General features: G+C 70.9%; 18 protein-coding genes. 8 read left to right on the top strand and 10 right to left on the bottom strand.

Annotated elements, in window-relative coordinates; all coding sequences use genetic code 11:
- Nucleotides 1-236: 236 nt before the first annotated feature.
- Together ACH34Q_RS03305 and ACH34Q_RS03300 are read right to left on the bottom strand one after the other, a co-directional pair.
- On the bottom strand, nt 237-743 hold the full coding sequence (locus ACH34Q_RS03305; protein WP_395981209.1) for an HU family DNA-binding protein: 507 nt from the start codon (nt 741-743) through the stop codon (nt 237-239).
- A gap of 320 nt (nt 744-1,063) precedes the next feature.
- Complete coding sequence (locus ACH34Q_RS03300; protein WP_395981208.1) at nt 1,064-2,278, bottom strand: helix-turn-helix domain-containing protein; 1,215 nt, start codon at nt 2,276-2,278, stop codon at nt 1,064-1,066.
- 235 nt (nt 2,279-2,513) lie between these two features.
- Between ACH34Q_RS03300 and ACH34Q_RS03295 the strand changes: the two genes are divergently transcribed.
- Nucleotides 2,514-3,494 (top strand): ornithine cyclodeaminase family protein, encoded by a 981-nt coding sequence (locus ACH34Q_RS03295; protein WP_395981207.1) that lies wholly within the window; start codon nt 2,514-2,516, stop codon nt 3,492-3,494.
- A 100-nt stretch (nt 3,495-3,594) separates the two neighbouring features.
- On the opposite strand, the gene ACH34Q_RS03290 is transcribed toward ACH34Q_RS03295, so the two are convergent.
- Nucleotides 3,595-4,398 (bottom strand): IclR family transcriptional regulator, encoded by an 804-nt coding sequence (locus ACH34Q_RS03290; protein WP_395981206.1) that lies wholly within the window; start codon nt 4,396-4,398, stop codon nt 3,595-3,597.
- Between the two features lie 186 nt (nt 4,399-4,584).
- Here ACH34Q_RS03290 and ACH34Q_RS03285 point away from each other — a divergent pair, with 186 nt between their 5' ends.
- From ACH34Q_RS03285 to dmpG, 3 genes are read left to right on the top strand one after another with little or no spacing between them, the layout of a single operon-like run.
- Nucleotides 4,585-5,382: a 2-keto-4-pentenoate hydratase gene (locus tag ACH34Q_RS03285; protein WP_395981205.1), complete on the top strand. Its 798-nt coding sequence runs from the start codon at nt 4,585-4,587 to the stop codon at nt 5,380-5,382.
- Nucleotides 5,383-5,428: 46 nt separating this feature from the next.
- Nucleotides 5,429-6,331, top strand: coding sequence for an acetaldehyde dehydrogenase (acetylating) (locus tag ACH34Q_RS03280; RefSeq protein WP_395981204.1), 903 nt, complete (start codon nt 5,429-5,431; stop codon nt 6,329-6,331).
- On the top strand, nt 6,328-7,359 hold the full coding sequence (dmpG, locus tag ACH34Q_RS03275) for a 4-hydroxy-2-oxovalerate aldolase (RefSeq protein ID WP_395981203.1): 1,032 nt from the start codon (nt 6,328-6,330) through the stop codon (nt 7,357-7,359). The genes ACH34Q_RS03280 and dmpG overlap by 4 nt, the downstream gene beginning before the upstream one ends.
- Nucleotides 7,360-7,438: 79 nt before the next feature.
- On the opposite strand, the gene ppk2 is transcribed toward dmpG, so the two are convergent.
- Together ppk2 and ACH34Q_RS03265 are read right to left on the bottom strand one after the other, a co-directional pair.
- Nucleotides 7,439-8,251: a polyphosphate kinase 2 gene (gene ppk2 / locus ACH34Q_RS03270; RefSeq protein ID WP_395981202.1), complete on the bottom strand. Its 813-nt coding sequence runs from the start codon at nt 8,249-8,251 to the stop codon at nt 7,439-7,441.
- A 204-nt stretch (nt 8,252-8,455) separates the two neighbouring features.
- A complete protein-coding gene (locus ACH34Q_RS03265) occupies nt 8,456-9,103 on the bottom strand; it encodes a TetR/AcrR family transcriptional regulator (RefSeq protein WP_395981201.1) in 648 nt (215 codons plus the stop codon).
- Between the two features lie 89 nt (nt 9,104-9,192).
- On the opposite strand from ACH34Q_RS03265, the gene ACH34Q_RS03260 reads away from it, so the two are divergent.
- The 3 genes from ACH34Q_RS03260 (at nt 9,193) to ACH34Q_RS03250 (ending at nt 11,792) form a co-directional block, all read left to right on the top strand.
- Nucleotides 9,193-9,978: an ABC transporter ATP-binding protein gene (locus ACH34Q_RS03260; RefSeq protein ID WP_395981200.1), complete on the top strand. Its 786-nt coding sequence runs from the start codon at nt 9,193-9,195 to the stop codon at nt 9,976-9,978.
- Nucleotide 9,979: 1 nt separating this feature from the next.
- Nucleotides 9,980-10,747, top strand: a complete 768-nt coding sequence (locus ACH34Q_RS03255; protein ID WP_395981199.1) for an ABC transporter permease — start codon at nt 9,980-9,982, stop codon at nt 10,745-10,747.
- 187 nt (nt 10,748-10,934) lie between these two features.
- Nucleotides 10,935-11,792 carry an MOSC domain-containing protein gene (locus ACH34Q_RS03250; RefSeq protein WP_395981198.1) on the top strand — a complete coding sequence of 286 codons (858 nt, stop codon included), beginning with the start codon at nt 10,935-10,937 and terminating at the stop codon, nt 11,790-11,792.
- A 221-nt stretch (nt 11,793-12,013) separates the two neighbouring features.
- Here the strand turns inward: ACH34Q_RS03250 and ACH34Q_RS03245 are convergent, their stop codons facing one another.
- The 3 genes from ACH34Q_RS03245 to map form a co-directional block, all read right to left on the bottom strand.
- A complete protein-coding gene (locus tag ACH34Q_RS03245; protein WP_395981197.1) occupies nt 12,014-12,799 on the bottom strand; it encodes a class I SAM-dependent methyltransferase in 786 nt (261 codons plus the stop codon).
- 216 nt (nt 12,800-13,015) lie between these two features.
- Nucleotides 13,016-14,101, bottom strand: a complete 1,086-nt coding sequence (locus ACH34Q_RS03240; protein WP_395981196.1) for a hypothetical protein — start codon at nt 14,099-14,101, stop codon at nt 13,016-13,018.
- A 208-nt stretch (nt 14,102-14,309) separates the two neighbouring features.
- Nucleotides 14,310-15,077, bottom strand: coding sequence for a type I methionyl aminopeptidase (map, locus tag ACH34Q_RS03235; RefSeq protein WP_395981195.1), 768 nt, complete (start codon nt 15,075-15,077; stop codon nt 14,310-14,312).
- Between the two features lie 101 nt (nt 15,078-15,178).
- Here map and ACH34Q_RS03230 point away from each other — a divergent pair, with 101 nt between their 5' ends.
- Nucleotides 15,179-15,448: a helix-turn-helix domain-containing protein gene (locus ACH34Q_RS03230; protein WP_395981194.1), complete on the top strand. Its 270-nt coding sequence runs from the start codon at nt 15,179-15,181 to the stop codon at nt 15,446-15,448.
- A gap of 60 nt (nt 15,449-15,508) precedes the next feature.
- Here the strand turns inward: ACH34Q_RS03230 and ACH34Q_RS03225 are convergent, their stop codons facing one another.
- Together ACH34Q_RS03225 and ACH34Q_RS03220 are read right to left on the bottom strand one after the other, a co-directional pair.
- Nucleotides 15,509-16,369, bottom strand: a complete 861-nt coding sequence (locus tag ACH34Q_RS03225; protein ID WP_395981193.1) for an SMP-30/gluconolactonase/LRE family protein — start codon at nt 16,367-16,369, stop codon at nt 15,509-15,511.
- A 125-nt stretch (nt 16,370-16,494) separates the two neighbouring features.
- On the bottom strand, nt 16,495-17,739 hold the full coding sequence (locus ACH34Q_RS03220; RefSeq protein WP_395981192.1) for an aldose epimerase family protein: 1,245 nt from the start codon (nt 17,737-17,739) through the stop codon (nt 16,495-16,497).
- Between the last annotated feature and the right edge of the window lie 109 nt (nt 17,740-17,848).

Below are 17,848 nucleotides of genomic sequence, written 5' to 3'. Positions count from 1 at the left end.
TGCCTCCCACGCCTCGAACACGAATTCCCGATCATCTCAGAGCGAGACCGACCGTGCAGCGGGCGGGTCAGACACCGAGCGGGTCAGACACCGAGCGGGTCAGACACCGAGCGCGACAGACAGACACCGAGCGGCACAGACAGATACCGAGCGAGACGGGGCCGAGACGGGCCCGAGCGAGACGGGTTCCGGTGGTCGGGTACTGGGCGGCTCACCCGGTGCGGGCAGTCGGAAGGTTATTTTGCGGCCTTCTTGCTGGAGGTGCCCTTCTTCTTCCCGCCGGGCTTCTTGGCGGTCGCCTTCTTGGCCGCCGGCTCCTTCTTCGCCTGCTTCGCCTTCTTGGGCTTCTTGGCCTTCTTCACCTCGGCCGACGCGGCATCCGAAGGCGCGGCCTCAGCGGCGGGCTTGGAAGCCGCGGGCTTCGCGGGCTTGGCGGCCTCGGCCGGGGGCGTCACCTGGACGGCGCCGCCATCGGCCACGCGGTTCTTGAAGGTCTGGCCGACCCGGAAGCGCGGCACGTCAGCGGCCGCCACCTCGATGGACTGGCCGGTACGGGGGTTGCGGGCGGTACGGGCCGGTCGGGCGAACCGGTCGAAGGTCCCGAAGCCGGTCACCAGTACGCGGTCACCCGAGGTGACGGTGTCGATGATGGCCTCGAACACGGCGTCCACATGACGGCGGGCGACCGCGCGGTCGGTGCCCGTCCGTTCGGCCACGGCGTCGACGAGCTCGCTCTTGTTCATCCGGGTTTCCTTCCGTGGCAGCCCTGCAAGGGGATCAGGGCGGGCTCGAGCCGGTCAGCCGGACTCGTTCCTGGTCAGGCTAGCTGAGGGAGATCTCCCGGACCACCGCGTCAGGTTAATCTGCGACCGGCCAGCCTGATCCGACCAGCCCGACGCGACCAGCCTGATCCGACCGGCCTGATCGGGTGATGGCCCGATCCGCGGCCGGTCTGACGGGCGTTCGGCCACATTCGCGTTCGGCCTGATCCGCATTGCGGCCGACTCGGATTCCCACCGAGTCGCATTTGGTGGACTCGCGTTCCGGCTGGTTCGTGGCCGGTCTAATCCGCGGTGGGCTCTAGCAGGCGCTGCCAGCTGTGCAGCAGCAGGAGGAGTTCCAGATGGTGGTCGGGGTCGTTCAGCTCGCCGGAGAACAGCTCCTCCAGGCTGGACAGCCGGTAGCGCACGGTCTGCGTGTGGACGTTGAGGCGCTGGGCCGCGGCGGCGGCGTTGCGACCGTTCTCCAGGTACGTGAGCAGCGTGGAGATCAGGCGCCTGCGCTGGTTGGGAGTGAGGTCCATCAGCGGTGCCAGGCGCTGCGGGATCGCCGCCTCGATCAGGTCGAGGCCGACGGAGGCGACGAGCGTGGGCAGGTGGTCGACGCAGCGGATGACGCCGTCGCCGGGCAGCTTGCCCGCCTCCGACAGCTCCAGTGCCCGCCGGGCCCACAGCAGCGAGACGCTGCCGCGCGAGAGGTCGACGGTCGGGCCGACGGCGGCGGGCAGGTCGCCCAGCGCGGCCAGCAGGTGCCGGTGCCCGTGGCTGTCGGGGTCGGGCAGTACGAGCGAGGGCACTTGGCTCTGCCAGTCGACCAGGACGGGCGGCGGCAGCAGCGGCGGTGTCTGGTCGCCCAGGCTGCGTACGGCCACGACGGCGATGGAGGACGGCGTGCCCCATCCGGTGGACCGTGCCAGCTGGGTGATCGCCACCCGGTCGGCCAGGCCGTCCGCCGTGAGCATGGCATGCAGCCGGGCGCGCAGATGCTCGCGCTGGCTGCCGGGCCGGTCATGGACCCGCGCGTACCCGTCGGTGGCCGCCTCGGAGATCGCGTCGAGATAGGCGAACAGCGACTCGATCATCCGGCCCAGCGTCTCGTGCGGCCAGTCCAGCCGGGCCGCGGTCTGGGTGAACCGGCGGGCGGCGACCTGGCCGCACAGCCGCATCGCGGTCTGCAGGCTCTCCAGGCTGCGTCCCTTGCGGGCCTCGTACGCGCCGATCTCGGCGTAGATCTCGCGCAGCGGTTCCCAGGAGGCGTCCGGGCTGGAGACCACCACCAGGAAGTCCGAGACGGCCCGCCGGACGGCGCCCCACATCTTCTGCCCGTAGTTGCTGCCGAACGGGCGCGCGTACTCGGGGATGCGCTTGCGGATCCAGTCGATCATCTCGTGCGCGACGTCGTCCACGTACGGGTGGAGGGGCTCGACCACCTCCACCGGGAGCGTTCCCCAGAAGGGCTCCGAAACGCTCCTGACCCCGGTTCCCGTTCGCTCGCTCAAGGTCGCCTCCTGGGTCGGTGGGCCGTTTACTGGCAAGTAACCCAATAGCGATATTAACCCCGCGGGCTCGCCGGGCGCCCGTCGCCCGGGGATGTCGATCAAGAATGACTTCGACCTGCGGATTTCCGAGGCCCCGGCGCCGTGGGGCATCCGGGCCCGTCGCATCCGGGATTTGGGCCCGGACACCCGGGAGAATAGGGAAGGCAGGAACCGGACGATTCGATGGGGTGGTGGCGTGATCGGTGCGGCGGAGATCCGGCGGGCGGTCTCGATGGCGGAGGCGATCGCCGCGGTGCGGTCGGCGTTCCTGGACACCGCGGCGGGACGCTTCGAGCAGCCGCCGCGGACCGTCCTGGACGACGGCGGCTTCCTGATCATGCCGATCCATCACCGCCCGACCGGGACGCTGGCGGTCAAGACACTGCGGCTCGACTTCGGGCGCACAGATGCTGAGGTCACAGGGGTTGGGGGCACAGGGGTTGAGGGCACGGACGCTGAGGGCGCTGATGCTGAGAGCGGTGGGGCCGCGATCACGGGCTCGATTCTCTGGTCGGACCGGCGTCCCGAACCGCTGATGTTCGACGCCGGTCCGGTCACCGCGCTGCGTACCGGCGCCGCGACCGGGGTGGCGACGGACCTGCTGGCCGCGCCCGGTGCCTCCCGGCTGGTGCTGATCGGCGCCGGGGCTCAGGCCGCCGATCAGGTACGGGGCGTGCACGCGGTACGCCCGCTGCGCGAGCTGACGATCGTCGGTACGGGGTCCGAACGCGCTGCGCTGCTGGCCGAGATCCTCGCCGGGGAGTTGCCCGGGACCGAGATCCGGGTCACCAGGGACGCGGCCAAGGCGGTGGCCGGTGCCGACATCGTCTGCTGCGCCACCCCCGCGACCGAGCCGCTGTTCCCGGCGTCCGCGCTGCCGGAGCGCGTGCATGTCAACGCGATCGGCTCGTACCGGCCGAGCATGCAGGAACTGCCCGGTGAGCTGCTGAGCGCGGCCGCCCTTGTCGTCGACGACCGCGAGGCCGTGCTCGCCGAGGCCGGGGAGATCATCCAGGCCGTGCGCAGCGGCGAGATCGGGACCGGCGATCTGATCCCGCTGGGCGAGGCGCTGGGCAGGTCCGTGCCGCCGGCGGCCGCGTGGACGGTCTACAAGTCGGTAGGTACCGCCGCCCAGGACTGGGCTCTGGCCAGGCTCCTCGCCGAAAAACTCGGCTGAGGCGAGGCGAGGCGAGGCGGGGCGGGACGGGACGGGGCGGTTGGCGCAGGGAGGCTCGGCCAGGGCGGGAAGGCGCTCGGGCTAGCGCAGGGATGTTCGGTTAGCGCGGCGGGTCCGCGTCGCGGTGGCCGAGTGTCCGGGAGAGCGCGAGTGCGGCGGTGTGCACGGCGGGGGAGACCTGGTCGAGCCGCATCCGGTTGCTCCAGCCCGAGATCGACAGCGCCCCCAGCACCTCGCCGTCCAGGCCGATGACGGGGCTGGCCGCGCAGACCACGCCCAGGCCCGACTCCTCGTGGTCGTACGCGACGCCCGCGCGGCGGATGGCGGCCAGCTCCTTGGCCAGCAGCCCGGGCGCGACGTTGCTGCGTTCGCTGAGCCGGGGCAGCTCGCCTTCGAGTACGGCCCGGACGGTCTCCTGCGGTGAGAAGGCCAGGATCGCCTTGCCGACCCCGGTCGCGTGCGCGGGCAGCCGGCCGCCGACGCGGGACGGCAGCGACGGGCCGCCGGGCGAGACGAGGATGTCCACGTACACGACCTCGCTGCCCTCCAGCACGGCCAGGTGGATGGTCTGCCGGGTCGCTTCGCGCAGGTCGGACATGTAGGGGCGCGCGGCGTCGCGGAGTGCCCGCTGCCGGGGCACCCGCTGCCCGATCTCGAACAGCCGCAGCCCGAGCCGTACCTCCGAGCCGTGCCGTTCGAGCATGCCCTCCTCGACCAGCGACTGCACGATGCGGTGCACGGTCGACTTGGGCAGGCCGGTACGGCGGGCCAGCTCGGCGGCGCCCACCGCGTTCTCCTCGGCCCGAAATGCGCCCAGGACGGTCATCACCCGATGGAGGTAGGTGTCCTCCGTCGGGACGCGAGGGTCGTCCGGGGTACGAAGGCCGTCCGTCGTCGCCGCCATTACTCCAGCTTATGGACGATTTCGGGTGGCCGTCCCGTGACGTGGGACGCGTTCCTTGGCCGCCGTGGTCCGGCGGGCGCAGTATTCACCTGCGGAAACGATGAAAGGACGGCCATGGACCCCGACTCTGCCAGGGAAACCGGCACGGCTAGGGAAACAGGCACAGCCAGGGAAACAGGCACCGCCATGAGGTTCGAAGCTGTGGAGAAGGCGGCCGCGGGCCTGCTGGGCGCGTACGCGTCACGCGTCCCGGTCCGGCCGCTGACGGAAGAGGTCCCTGATCTCTCGCTCGCGGACGCGTACGCGATCCAGCGTGCGCAGGTGGAACGGTGGGTCGCGGACGGCGCCGTGATCAAGGGCCACAAGGTGGGGCTGACCTCGGCGGCGATGCAGCGCCAGCTCGGGGTGGACCAGCCGGACTACGGGCATCTGCTGGACACGATGTTCCACACCGACGGCGCCCCGATCGACATCCGCCGCTTCGTGCAGCCCAGGATCGAGCCGGAGATCGCGTTCGTGCTGGGCCGGCCGCTGGCGGGTCCCGGCGTGACCGCGGCGGACGCCGTCGCGGCGGTGGACTTCGTGCTCCCCGCGCTGGAGATCATCGACTCCAGGATCGCGGACTGGAAGATCACGCTGCCCGACACGGTCGCCGACAACGCTTCCAGCGGCGGCGTGGTGCTGGGGACCACCCCGGTTCGGCCGGACGGCCTCGACCTGTCACTGACCGGTTGCCTGCTGCACCGCAACGGCGATCTGGTGGACACCGGCGCGGGCGGGGCCGTGCTCGGCTCGCCGCTCAACGCGCTGGTGTGGCTGGCGAACGTGCTGGGCCCGATGGGCGTCGCGCTGGAAGCCGGGCACGTCGTGCTGCCCGGCTCGATCACCGCGGCCGTCCCGATCGCCACCGGCGACACGTTCACCGCCACGTTCGCTGGGATCGGCAACGTCACAGCCCGTTTTCGAGACCCCACCGGTTCTTGAGGCACTGCTGGTCTTTAGGGCCGCGCGGTCTATTAGAGGAGAGCTGATGAGAGACGGCAAGACGACGGCCGCGATCGTCGGTCCGGGCAACATCGGGACCGACCTGCTGGTCAAGCTGCTGCGCAGCGAGACGATCGAGGTCCATTCGATGATCGGCGTCGACCCGGCGTCGGACGGGCTGGCCCGGGCGCGCGAGCTCGGTGTCGAGGCGTCGGCCGGCGGCGTGGATTGGCTGCTGGCCCAGGACGACCTGCCGGATCTGGTCTTCGAGGCCACCTCCGCCAAGGCGCATCTGGCCAACGCCCCGCGCTATGCCGCCGCCGGCATCCAGGCCATCGACCTCACCCCGGCCGCGGCGGGTCCGTTCGTCTGCCCGCCGGTCAACCTGGACGACCTGACCGACGCGCCCAACCTCAACATGATCACCTGCGGTGGCCAGGCCACGATCCCGATCGTGCACGCGGTCTCCTCAGTGGTCCCGGTTCCGTACGCCGAGATCGTCGCCTCCATCGCGTCCCGTTCGGAGGGGCCCGGCACCCGGGCCAACATCGACGAGTTCACCCAGACCACGGCCCGCGCGATCGAGGCGGTCGGCGGCGCCGAGCGGGGCAAGGCGATCATCATCCTGAACCCGGTGGATCCGCCGATGATCATGCGGGACACGGTGTTCTGCGCCATCCCGGCCGACGCCGACACCGAGGCCATCACCGCATCCGTGCAGGCGATGGTCGCGCGGGTGGCGGCGTACGTACCCGGCTATGCCCTGCGCGCCGAGCCGCAGTTCGACGGCCCGCGCGACATCTGGAACGACCGCGCGCGCGTGGCGGTGTTCCTGGAGGTCAAGGGGAACGGCGACTACCTGCCGCCGTGGGCCGGCAATCTCGACATCATGACCGCCGCCGCCGCCTCCGTGGGCGAGCGGCTGGCGCTCGGAAAGGTGACCGCGTGAGCGAGCAGATCAGGATCACCGACTCCACGTTGCGCGACGGCAGCCACGCCATGGCGCACCGGTTCACCGAGGGTGAGGTGCGCGGCGTCGTGCACGCCCTCGACACCGCCGGGGTGGAGGTCATCGAGGTGGCGCACGGCGACGGGCTGGGCGGCTCCTCCTTCAACTACGGGTTCTCTCTCGAGGACGAGATCAAGCTCATCGGCGCGGCCGTCGACGAGGCGGAGCGGGCCCGCATCGCGGTGCTGCTGCTTCCCGGCCTCGGTACGGTCGAGGACCTGCGGCAGGCGCACGGCGCCGGTGCGTCGGTGGCGCGGATCGCCACTCACTGCACCGAGGCGGACGTGTCGGCGCAGCACTTCGCCGCCGCCCGCGACCTGGGCATGGAGACCGTGGGCTTCCTGATGCTGTCGCACCGCATCGGCCCCGTGGAGCTGGCCCGGCAGGCCCGGATCATGGTGGACGCGGGTGCGGAGTGCGTGTACGTCGTGGACTCGGCCGGCGCGATGGTGCTCGGCGACGCGCAGGAACGGGTCGCCGCACTGGTCGAGGAGGTCGGGAACGAGGCGCAGGTGGGCTTCCACGGCCACCAGAACCTCTCGCTGGGCGTGGCCAACTCCGTCCTGGCCGTCCAGAACGGGGCGCGCCAGATCGACGGGGCGCTCTGCGCGCTCGGCGCGGGCGCGGGCAACGCCCCGACCGAGATCGTGGCCGCCACGTTCGAGCGGATGGGCATCACCACCGGTGTGGACGTCCAGGGCGTGATGGCGGCGGCACAGGACGTCGTCCGGCCGTTCCTGCCACGGCTGCCGTTCGCCGACCGTTCCGCCATCACGCAGGGGTACGCCGGGGTCTACTCCAGCTTCCTGCTGCATGCGGAACGGGCCGCCGAACGCTACGACGTTCCCGCGCACGCCATCCTGCAGCGGGTCGGCGAGGCCGGCTACGTGGGCGGCCAGGAGGACATGATCATCGATGTCGCCCTCCAGTTGGCCGCCGAACGCGACGGAGCCCCCGTCAGCCGCTGAGCACTCAGCCTGGGAGCACTCAGCCTGGGAGCACTCAGCCTGGGAGCACTCGGCCTGGGAACGCTCGCCCTGCGAACGCTCAGGTGGTGAGCGAGGCCGCGTGGTCGGGCACGTAGGTCTGGGTGTCCCGGGACGGCCGCTCGTACCCTCGGGACGGCGGCCGTTCCGGCAGCTTCAGCCGGGGAGCGCTGATGTCCTGGTACGGGACGGTCGACAGCAGGTGCGCGATCATGTTGATCCGCGCGGTGCGCTTGTCGTCGGCCTCGACCACGTACCAGGGCGCCTCGGGGATGTCGGTGTGCGCGAACATGGCGTCCTTGGCCCGCGAGTAGTCCTCCCAGCGGGTGACCGACTCCAGGTCCATCGGTGACAGCTTCCAGCTCCGCATCGGATCGTCGGCCCGGCTCCGGAACCGCCGCGCCTGCTCCTCGTCGCTGACCGAGAACCAGTACTTGCGCAGCAGGATCCCGTCCTCGACCAGGAGCCGCTCGAACACCGGGCACTGCCGCAGGAAGCGCCGGTACTCGTCATCGGTACAGAACCCCATGACGTGCTCGACCCCGGCGCGGTTGTACCAGGAGCGGTCGAACAGCACCATCTCCCCGCCCGCCGGCAGGTGCTCGATGTAGCGCTGGAAGAACCACTGCGACTCCTCGCGCTGCGTCGGGGTGGGGAGCGCCGCGGTACGCGCGAAGCGCGGGTTGAGGAACTGGGAGACGCGCCGGATGGCACCACCCTTCCCCGCCGCATCCCGTCCCTCGAACACGACCACGACCCGCACGTTCTCCGCACGGACCCAGGCCTGCATCTTCACCAGCTCGTTCTGCAAGCGCAGAAGTTCCGTCTGGTAGATCTTGCGGGGCATCCGCCGCGGCTCGCCGTTATTACCCATGAACGAGTTGTATCGTGCGCAACGTCCGTCTTGCGCCCCGAAACCCGCACCAGCGGCGAAAACACCTCGTCCGTGATCTCCACGAGCGGCCGGTCCTGTCTCTCGGACTGGGGCAACGCGGAGCCGACAACTCGAGCCGACAACGCGGAGCCGGCAACTCGAGCAGGGCAACTCGACCCAGGCAGGCGTCACGCCGGGTAGGCGTCACGTCTGGGTAGCTGTCCCGCCTGGATAGGTGAGTACGCGGTGGCCCAGCAGGCTCTCGATGACGTCGAGGAGGCCGAGCGTGGTGGCGGCGATCGTTTCGGGGTCCTCGCCGGCGGCGGTACGCCGGCCGATCTCGCCGAGGACCTGCGCGTGGCACCAGCCGATCTGGCCCGCGACGAGCCGGGGGAGTGGGGCGGCCGGATCGGTTCCCGTCTCCTCGGCCAGGACGGCGGCGAGCGCGGCGACCATCTGCTCGCCCAGATCCTCCAGCCGCGCCATCAGCGTGGGCGCGCCCCGCATCATCTCGAAGACCCGTCCGAAGCCCTCGGTCAGGCCGAGGCCGGGATCCCGGTCCTGGATCTCCGAGCGGAGCCGGGCCAGTACGGCGCGTGCGGGAGACTCGTCGTCCGGCCGTTCGCGGACGATGGCGGCGAGCCGTTCGGCGGACGCCTGGTCCGGCGGGAGGACCAGGTCCTCCTTGGACGCGAAGTAGTTGTAGACGGTGTTGACCGACACCTCCGCCGCCTCGGCGACCTCCGCGATCGTCACCTCGGCGAACCCGCGCTCCACGAACAGCCCGGTCGCGGTCTCGGCGATGTGCCGCCGGGTCCGGCGCTTCTTGCGTTCCCGCAGCCCCTCCGTCATGCCGCCCTCCCTCGGCGAAACAGTCTAGACCGTGTTGCAAACTTTAAGCCGATTGCAAGTTTGTAGTTAGTTGTGGTTTTCTGGCGGCCATGTCCACTCCAGCAATCCGGATCCGGGGCCTGACCCGGACGTTCACCCTCAAGAGCGGTCCCGTGCACGCCGTCCGAGGCATCGACCTCACGGCCGATCGAGGCGAGATCCTCGGCTTCCTCGGCCCGAACGGCGCCGGGAAGACCACGACCCTGCGAATGCTCACCACGCTGCTGCCGCCGAGCGGCGGCGAGGCCGAGGTCGCCGGGCACGACCTGCTTCGCGAGCCCGGGCGGGTGCGCGAGCGGATCGGGTACGTGGCGCAGTCGGGTGGCCTCGACCCGGCGTGCGACGCGCGCGAGGAACTGGTCACCCAGGCGCGGCTGCACCGGCTGCCGAAGGCCGCCGCACGGGAGCGGGCCCAGGAGGTGGCGGACGATCTCGGCCTCACCGACCTCCTGGACCGTCCCACCGGCGCGCTGTCCGGTGGCCAGCGCCGCCGGCTGGAGATCGCGCTCGGCCTGGTGAACCGCCCCGAGATCCTTTTCCTGGACGAGCCGACCACCGGACTGGACCCTGGCAGCCGCTCCGACCTGTGGGACCTGGTCCGTGAGGTCCGCGCCGAGCACGGCACCACGATCTTCCTCACCACGCACTACCTGGACGAGGCCGATGCCCTCGCCGACCGCGTGGTGGTCGTGGACGCCGGTTCCGTCGTTGCCGAGGGCACGCCCGCCGAGCTCAAGCGGCGCTACGCGGGCGATCCGGGGGCCAGCCTGCAGGACGCCTTCCTCGCCATCACCGGACGCGGCGTACCCGCCGAATCCGCACCCGTGGCGATCTGAGGTGGCCGCGCTCCTCACCGGCGGCATCGTGACCGACACCGGCGTCATCTTCGGCCGCTACATGCGCGCCACGCTGCGCTCGAAGACGAACATGGTCTTCGGCCTGCTGCAGCCGCTGCTCTTCCTCGCCCTTTTCGGACCGCTGCTGACCGGATTCAGCCTGGGCGTCGACGGCTCGTCATGGCAGGCCCTCGTACCCGGACTCCTCATCCAGCTCGCGCTGCTGGGCGGGTCGTTCGTGGGTCTCGGGCTCATGATGGACCGGACGATGGGCGTCATCGACCGGATGCGCGTCACTCCGGTGAGCCCCCTGGCGCTGCTGCTCGGCCGTACGCTGCGCGACGTAGTGCAGCTGCTGGCGCAGTCCGTCCTGCTCGTCTTGCTGGGGCTCGCCCTCGGCCTGCGCGCCCCGCTGGCGGGTGTCCTGCTCGCCTTCGCGTTCGTCGCCCTGCTGTCGGGCGCGCTGTCGGCCCTCTCGTACGGGCTGGCGATGCGGGTCCGCTCCACCCAGGAGTTCGCGGCCATCACCAACACGGCGATGCTGCCGCTGATGCTGCTGTCCGGCGTACTGCTGCCGATGAGCCTGGGCCCCGGCTGGCTGGACGCCGTGTCGCACGCCGTGCCGTTCCGCTACACGGTCGACGCCGTACGGGAAGCGTTCCTCGGCCATTACACGAGCGGAACGGTCGCGGTCGGTGCCGGCGTCACCGTGGCCATGGCGGCGCTCTGCCTGTACGCGGGTGCGCGCCTGTTCCGGCCCCGTGCTTGACGGACGCCCGTGCTTGACGGACGCCTGTGCGGGACGGACGTGCCCCTGCGTGATGGGTCTGTGTCGGTGGGCTAGAGCTGGACAGGCTTGAGCCTGACGGATTTGTGTTAGATAACGCCTGGTCGTCTGGCCCTGTGACCACCGGGGAACGTACCGTCCGATCATCGAGCTGATGAGGGGGACGAACGTGAGGGCCGTAGTCGCCGAACTGGTGGCCTATCCGGTGAAGGGGTGTGCCGGGGTACCGATGACCGAGGCCCGGCTGACCGAGGCCGGGCTCGCGCACGACCGCGCCTTCATGGTCGTCACCGGGGACGGGACGTTCCGCAGCCAGCGGCGTGACCCCCGGCTCGCGCTCGTCCGTCCTGCGGTCGGGCAGGACGGGCGGCGGCTGACCCTGCGCGCCCCTGGCCTCGAACGGCTGGACGTGGAGATCGACACTGCCTCCGCTCGCTGCGACGTGGAATTGTTCGGAATGCCGTACCAGGGCATCGACCAGGGCCCGGACGCGGCGGAATGGCTCTCGGAGATCCTCGGTGCCCCGAGCCGGCTGGTACGGGTGCCGCCCGAGCACGACCGCGTCACCGACGGGGCGACACCGGGCACGTCCGGCTACGCCGACAGCAGCCCCGTGCATGTGATCTCACGGGCCAGTCTGGACGGGCTGAACCGGCGGCTGGAGGAGGCGGGAAGTCCGCCGCTGCCGATGGACCGGTTCCGCCCCAACATCGTGATCGCCGGTTGGGCGGAGCCCCATCTGGAGGACGGGATCCGCCGGGCCCGGATCGGGACCGCGGAACTGGGGTTCGCCAAGCTCGCGATCCGGTGCGCCGTCACCACCGTCGATCAGCGGCGCGGCGCCAAGGCGGGCCCCGAGCCACTACGGACGCTCGCCACGTACCGGCGCGCCGGCACGGGCGGAGAGAGCGGTGGGGTGGGTGAGAGTGGTGCGGGTGGTGTCGCGTTCGGGGCGAAGTTCTCCGTTCTCAGCCCGGGCAAGTTCGCCGTCGGGGACGAGATGGACGTGCGCGCCTGGGCGCGGTGACCGCTGGTGCCGCTGAGGCCGTCGGCGCTGCCCACGGAAGCCGGGTGGTGTCCATGGGCAGCGCCTCTGACGCTCCAGTGCTTGGCGACACTGTCGTTTGATGACACTGCGTTTTGACAACACTGCGTTTGACAACACTGCGTTGACGACACTCTGCTTACGGAATCAGTGCTGGCGAATCAGCGCTGGTGAATCAGGACTGATGACTCAGTACTGGCGACTCAGTGCTTGACGCCTTGGATGAAGGCGAAGCGGTCGGTGTAGGTGATCTCGTGTTCCGGGTGCAGCAGCCGGATGGTCTCGATACCTTCGTCGATCTCGCCGGCCGTGAACGTGGACAGCACCGACATCCACTGGTTGCGGACCAGGTCGATCCACTGCTCCCGGTCGATCGTCACGGCGTACTCCTCGGACCGATGCTCGGTCGCGAGCCCGGTCTCGCGCATCGCGGCGGCGATGTCGGCGGGCTCGGGCTGGTCGCCGGCGAAGCGGTCGAGCGCCTCGGGGAACAGCGGGTATTCGAGCCGGCGCGGGAGCGTCACGATGAGGATGCGGCCGCGGGGAGCGAGTCGTTCGGCCAGGCCGCGCAGCGTCTCGGGGATGTCCTTGATGTGGTGGATCGCCTCCTTGAAGACGAACGCGTCCACATGCTCGTACGGGACGGGCACCTCGCCGGACGCGATCTGCTCGGCGGTGGCGCGGACGGGGGAGAGGCGGGGGTCGTCGGGCAGAAGGTCGAGCATGTGCTGGGACGGGTCCACGCACAGGATCGGCGTACGGGCGGAGGCCGTCTCCATCAGCCTGCTGAGGAAGAGCCCGGTACCGGAGCCGATGTCGGCGATCCGATCGTCGGGCGCGGGTTTCAGCCAGGACATGATGCGGTCGGCCATCCAGGCGACGTACTCGGGCCGGTCCGCCCAGTTGCGTTCGTAGGTCTTGGCGAGTCGCTGGTAGTGCTCGTCGGTGAGGTCGATGACGCGCGGTCCCTTCTCGCACCCCGGGTGCACTCCGGCGACGCTGCCGGGGCCACGCGGCCGGGGGGAGCCGTGCGGCCGGGCCCTGGATCTCTCGCACCTCCCTTCCCAGGGGCCCGCTCACGACAAACCTTCCCCAGCTCCGCGCGATCAGCCTGCGGGGCGACCGACCCGCGCGATCAGCTCAGTGCCGTCAGCTCAGTGCCGTCAGCTCAGTGCGATCAACTCCGCGAGACCGGCCTCGCGCGGTCAACGCTGCCGGAAGACCCGCGGACCGATGTTGGTGTTGGCGGCGACCCAGACGGAGCCGGTGCCTGGGGCGGTGGTCAGATCGGCCACGCTCATCTCGTTCGCGCCCCACGGCATTGCCAAGGTCACGCGCTGCCATTGCCCGCCGGTGTGGTGCATCAGTACGGGCCTGCGCCGCGGGGAGCCGTCCACGTTGACGGTCTCCTGACCGCCTGCCCAGACGGTGCCGGTGCCGTCCACGGTCAGTTTCAGCAACTGCGCGCCGGCGGGCCCGTCCACGCGCGACCAGTCCGCGCCGTCCCACCGCCAGATGACGTTCTCGTTGCGGTTGGGGACGAGCCAGGCCTCGGTGGCCGAGACGGGCAGCACGGTCGAGTCCAAGAAAGGCTTAGTCCCGGGGTGCTCGATCCGCTGCCAGGCCTGCCCGTCCCAGCGGGCGATGGCACCACGAGTCCCGATGCCGTAGGGTTCCGCGCCGATCGCCCAGGCATCAGTGGCGGTACGCGCCCGCACCTCGGTCACGTTCGTGAGGGTGGCCGGGACGGTCCGTACCCAGGCGTCGCCCTCACGCCGGTACAGATCCTGGCCGCCCTCGCGCCTGGACGCGGCGAGCCAGGTGCCCGCCTTCCCCGCGCTGAGCCTGAGGTAGGTGGTGTCGGGGGGCGGCGCCACCTGGGTGAACGCCGTACCGTCGAAACGGGCCAGATACTGGGGGGACACCATGGGTGCGGCGATCCAGACGTCGTCCGGTGCGGTGGCGGACACCATGGTCAGGGGGCCGTTGCCGGTGAATCCGGGCAGCGGGTACTCCTGCCAGGCCGTGCCCGTCCAGCGGCGCGCCACCGGGTTGCCGTCGCTGCTGAACGAGCAGCCCCAGGTACCGATCTGCGGGACGCAGAACGCTCCCTGGACCCCGGCGATCCAGACGTCTTCCTGGCCGAGCGCCGTCACGTCGGCGATGGCGGCGCTCGGCCACAGGAACGGCAGGCCGACCTGCTGCCAGGTCGGCTCGGTGGCCTGGGCGGGCATCGCGGTGACGGCGGCGAGCGAGCAGAGCAGGGCCGTCCCGGCCAGCAGGCGCTTCACGGGCCGGTGTCTGGCTCGCCCGTGATTCGAGGGCCCGTGGTTGGAGGGCTCGTGGTTCGAGGGCCCGTGGTTGGAGGGCTCGTGGTTCGGGGGCAGGTGGTTCGCGAGGGCGCGGTTCATGGGATGACTGTGCCAGCATTCACTGGCGAAAACTTGTCACTCCATGCGCATTCTCAGGGCAGCGTGCATTTTCAGGGCGGCGCGAATCTCAGGGCAGCGTGAGGATGCGGGGTCCGTCCTCGGTGACCGCGATGGTGTGCTCGATGTGGGCGGCCCGGCTCCCGTCGGCCGTGGAGAGGGTCCATTCGTCGTCCGCGACTCCGTAGTCGTCGTCGCCGCCCGCGATGAACATCGGCTCGATGGCCAGCGTCAGGCCGGGGCTGAGCGGGAAGCCGCGGCCGCGGCGTCCCCGGTTGGGCAGGTGCGGGTCCTCGTGCATGCGGCGGCCGATCCCGTGGCCGCCGAAGTCGGCGGGCATCCCGTAGCCGCCCGCCAGCGCGAGCGAGCCGATGGCGTGCGAGATGTCGCCGAGCCGGCCGCCGGGGAGGGCCGCGGCGATGCCCGCCTCCAGCGCGCGCCGGGTGGCGGCGATCAGTTCGAGGTCGCCGGGACGGGGCGTGCCCACGATGAAGCTCGTCGCGGCGTCACCCGTCCAGCCGTCGAGTTCGGCGCCGCAGTCGATGCTGACAAGATCGCCGTCCCGCAGGACCTGCTCGCCCGGGATGCCGTGCACGATCGCGTCGTTGACCGACGCGCAGATCACCGCCGGGAACGGCATGGACGCGAAGTCCGGCCGGTAGCCGAGGAACGGCGAGCTCGCCCCGGCCTCCCGCAGAACGTCGCGGGCCACCTCGTCCAGTTCGCGCAGGCGTATCCCGACCCCGGCCGCCTGCTGTACGGCGGCCAGCGCGTTCGCCACCACGCGCCCTGCCTCCCGCATCGCGTCGATCGCCGGACGATCCTTGATCTCCACCATTGCCGTGCTCCCGCCTACCGGATATGCCAATTCTTATACCGGTATTAATATCACGGGTGAAGGGGTGTCACGGGGGCCCGGTACGCATTAGGATCGCGGGCATGGTGAGGACTCCGTTGACCCCGGCCGAGCGCCGCCGCGGCGAGCGGCTCGGCGCGCTGCTGCGCCATGCCCGCGGCCCCCGCAGCATGGTGCAGGTGGCCGCCGCGGCGGGGCTGTCGGCCGAGACGCTGCGCAAGATCGAGACCGGCCGCGCCCCGACCCCGGCGTTCTTCACCGTCGCGGCCCTGGCCATGGCGCTGGACATCTCGCTGAGCGAGCTGGCCGACGCCTGCGCGGACCGGGACGACGATCAGGCGCTCACCGCCTGATCAGCCGACCCGCCTGATCAGCCCGCCTGATCAGCCCGCCTGATCATCTGAGCCGCCCGATCAGCCGCCGAAGGCGGGCGCGGGGATGCCCTGGCCCGCGTTCGGTACGACGAACAGCGAGCCCGCGTGCGCCCGGTCGTCGGCACCCACAGTGGCGGTGGTGACGTAGAGGTCGCGCAGGTCAGGACCACCGAACGCGCACGCGGTGGTCTGCGACGCCGGTAGCTCGACGACCCGGTCCACCGTGCCGGACGGCGCGAAGCGGAGCACGCGGCCACCTGCCCAGACGGCCACCCACACGTGGCCCTCGGCGTCCACGGTCAGGCCGTCCGGACTGCCGGGCGGCGGTACGGCGGCGAACGGCCGCCGGCCGTGCAAGGTCGCGGTGCCCGGATCGAAGTCGAAGACGTCGACCCGTCCGGTCGGGGTGTCGATGTAGTACATCAGCAGGCCGTCCGGGCTCCACGCGATGCCGTTGCTGATCGTCACGTCGTCGAGGACCGTCGTGACCTGGCCGTCCGGCCGTACGCGGCGCAGCACACCGCCGCCGGGCCGCTCGTCGTAGGCCATCGTCCCCGCCCACAGCGCGCCGTCCGGTCCGACGGCCGCGTCGTTGCCCCGGCGGCCGTCCTCGGGCAGTTCGACCAGCCAGCGGAACGAGCCGTCCGGCTCGTACAGCCCGATGCCATCGCGCAGGTTGACCACCAGCCCGCCGGCCGCGCGCGGCTTGACGGCGCCCACGTGCTGGGCGGTCTTCAGCACGACGCCGTCAGTGCCCGTGGCCGGGTCGTACGCGTGCACCTCGCAGCCCAGGATGTCCACCCACAGCAGCCGTCCCGCCGCCGCGTCCCAGGTGGGACCCTCGCCCAGCGCCGCACCGGTGGCCACCGCGATCTCGTACTCCAGCGTCATGACGGTCATGCTCCAAACAAAGGGTCGGCGGGGACAGAGGGTCGGCGGGGACAGAGGGTCGGGTGGACAGCGGGTCGGGCGGACAGGGAGACGGCCGGGCGCATGGTGGCGCGCCCGGCCGTTCCGGTGAGAGGTCAGCGCGCGGTGAACGCGTAGACCGTGGTCGTGTCGTACACCTGCCCTGGCCGCAACGTCGTGGACGGGAACCGCGGCTGGTTGGGGGAGTCGGGGAAGTGCTGCGTCTCCAGGCAGAACCCGTCGCCCTGCCGGTAGACCTTCCCGCTCGTCCCCTTCAACGTGCCGGACAAGAAGTTACCGGAATACAGCTGTATGCCCGGCTCTGTGGTGAACACGTCCATGACGCGCCCGCTATGCGGCTCGGTGACCCGTGCCGCCCGGGACAGGCCCGTGCCCTTCGAGTCGGTGCCCTTGCGGTCCAGGCCCTCCTTCCGGACCAGCACGTAGTTGTGGTCGTAGCCCTGGCCGATCAGGATCTGCGGGTGGCCGTCGCGGATCCGCTCGCCGATGGCGTGCGGGCGCGTGAAGTCGAACGGCGTGCCCTGTACGGAGGCCAGCTCACCCGTGGGGATCAGCGTGGAGTCCACGGGCGTGTAGCGGCTCGCGTCGACCTGCAGCCGGTGGTCGTAGACGTCGCCGGATCCCTCGCCGGCGAGGTTGAAGTAGGTGTGGTTGGTCAGGTTGACCACCGTCGGCTCGTCGGTCGTCGCCTCGTACCCGATGCGCAGCTCGTTGCGCGAGGTCACGGTGTAGGTGACGGTGGTCTTGAGCGTTCCGGGATAGCCCTCCTCGCCGTCGGGGCTGGTACGGGTCATGCGCAGTGCGACGTCGCCGTTCTTCCTGACCGGCGTCGCGGCCCAGACCCGCTTGTCGAAGCCCTTGTCGCCGCCGTGCAGGCTGTTCGGGCCGTTGTTGGCGGGCAGCTTGTACGTGGTGCCGTCGAGCGTGAACTCGGCGCCGCCGATGCGGTTGCCGTACCGCCCGATGATGGCGCCGAAGTACGGGTTCGCCGTCGCGTACGCCTCGCTGGTGTAGCCGTCCAGCGAACCGAACCCGAGCGCCACGTTCCCGGTCCGTCCCCGGCGGTCGGGGACCTCCAGGCTCTGCACGATGCCGCCGTACGTGAGCACCCGGACTCGCATGCCGCGCCCATTGCTCAGCGTGTACCGCTCGATGGCGGTGCCGTCGGCGAGCGTGCCGAACGGCTCCTTGGTGATCCCCGGTGCGGTCACCGGGGCCGATCCTGGAGTGCCGGGCCCGGTGTTGCCGGGCCGGGCGCCGGCGGTGGCCGGGGCCGAGGCCGTCACCAGTACGGCGGCCGCGAGCACCGCCGTACCGGCCAGGGGGGTGGGGGACCTCATGACTCTCTCCTCTCGTGGAGGTGGAGGGCTAGCTGGGTCTAGCGGGGAGCGGGGGCCTAGCTGGGTCTAGCGGGTAGCGGGGGCTGACAGGGGCAGGCAGGGGGAGCGG

It is taken from the genome of Actinomadura sp. 9N407 (assembly GCF_044326315.1).
Classification (GTDB): Bacteria; Actinomycetota; Actinomycetes; order Streptosporangiales; family Streptosporangiaceae; genus Spirillospora.
The sequence above is the reverse complement of the archived record's forward strand: the minus strand, read 5'-3'. Positions and strand labels throughout refer to the sequence as shown.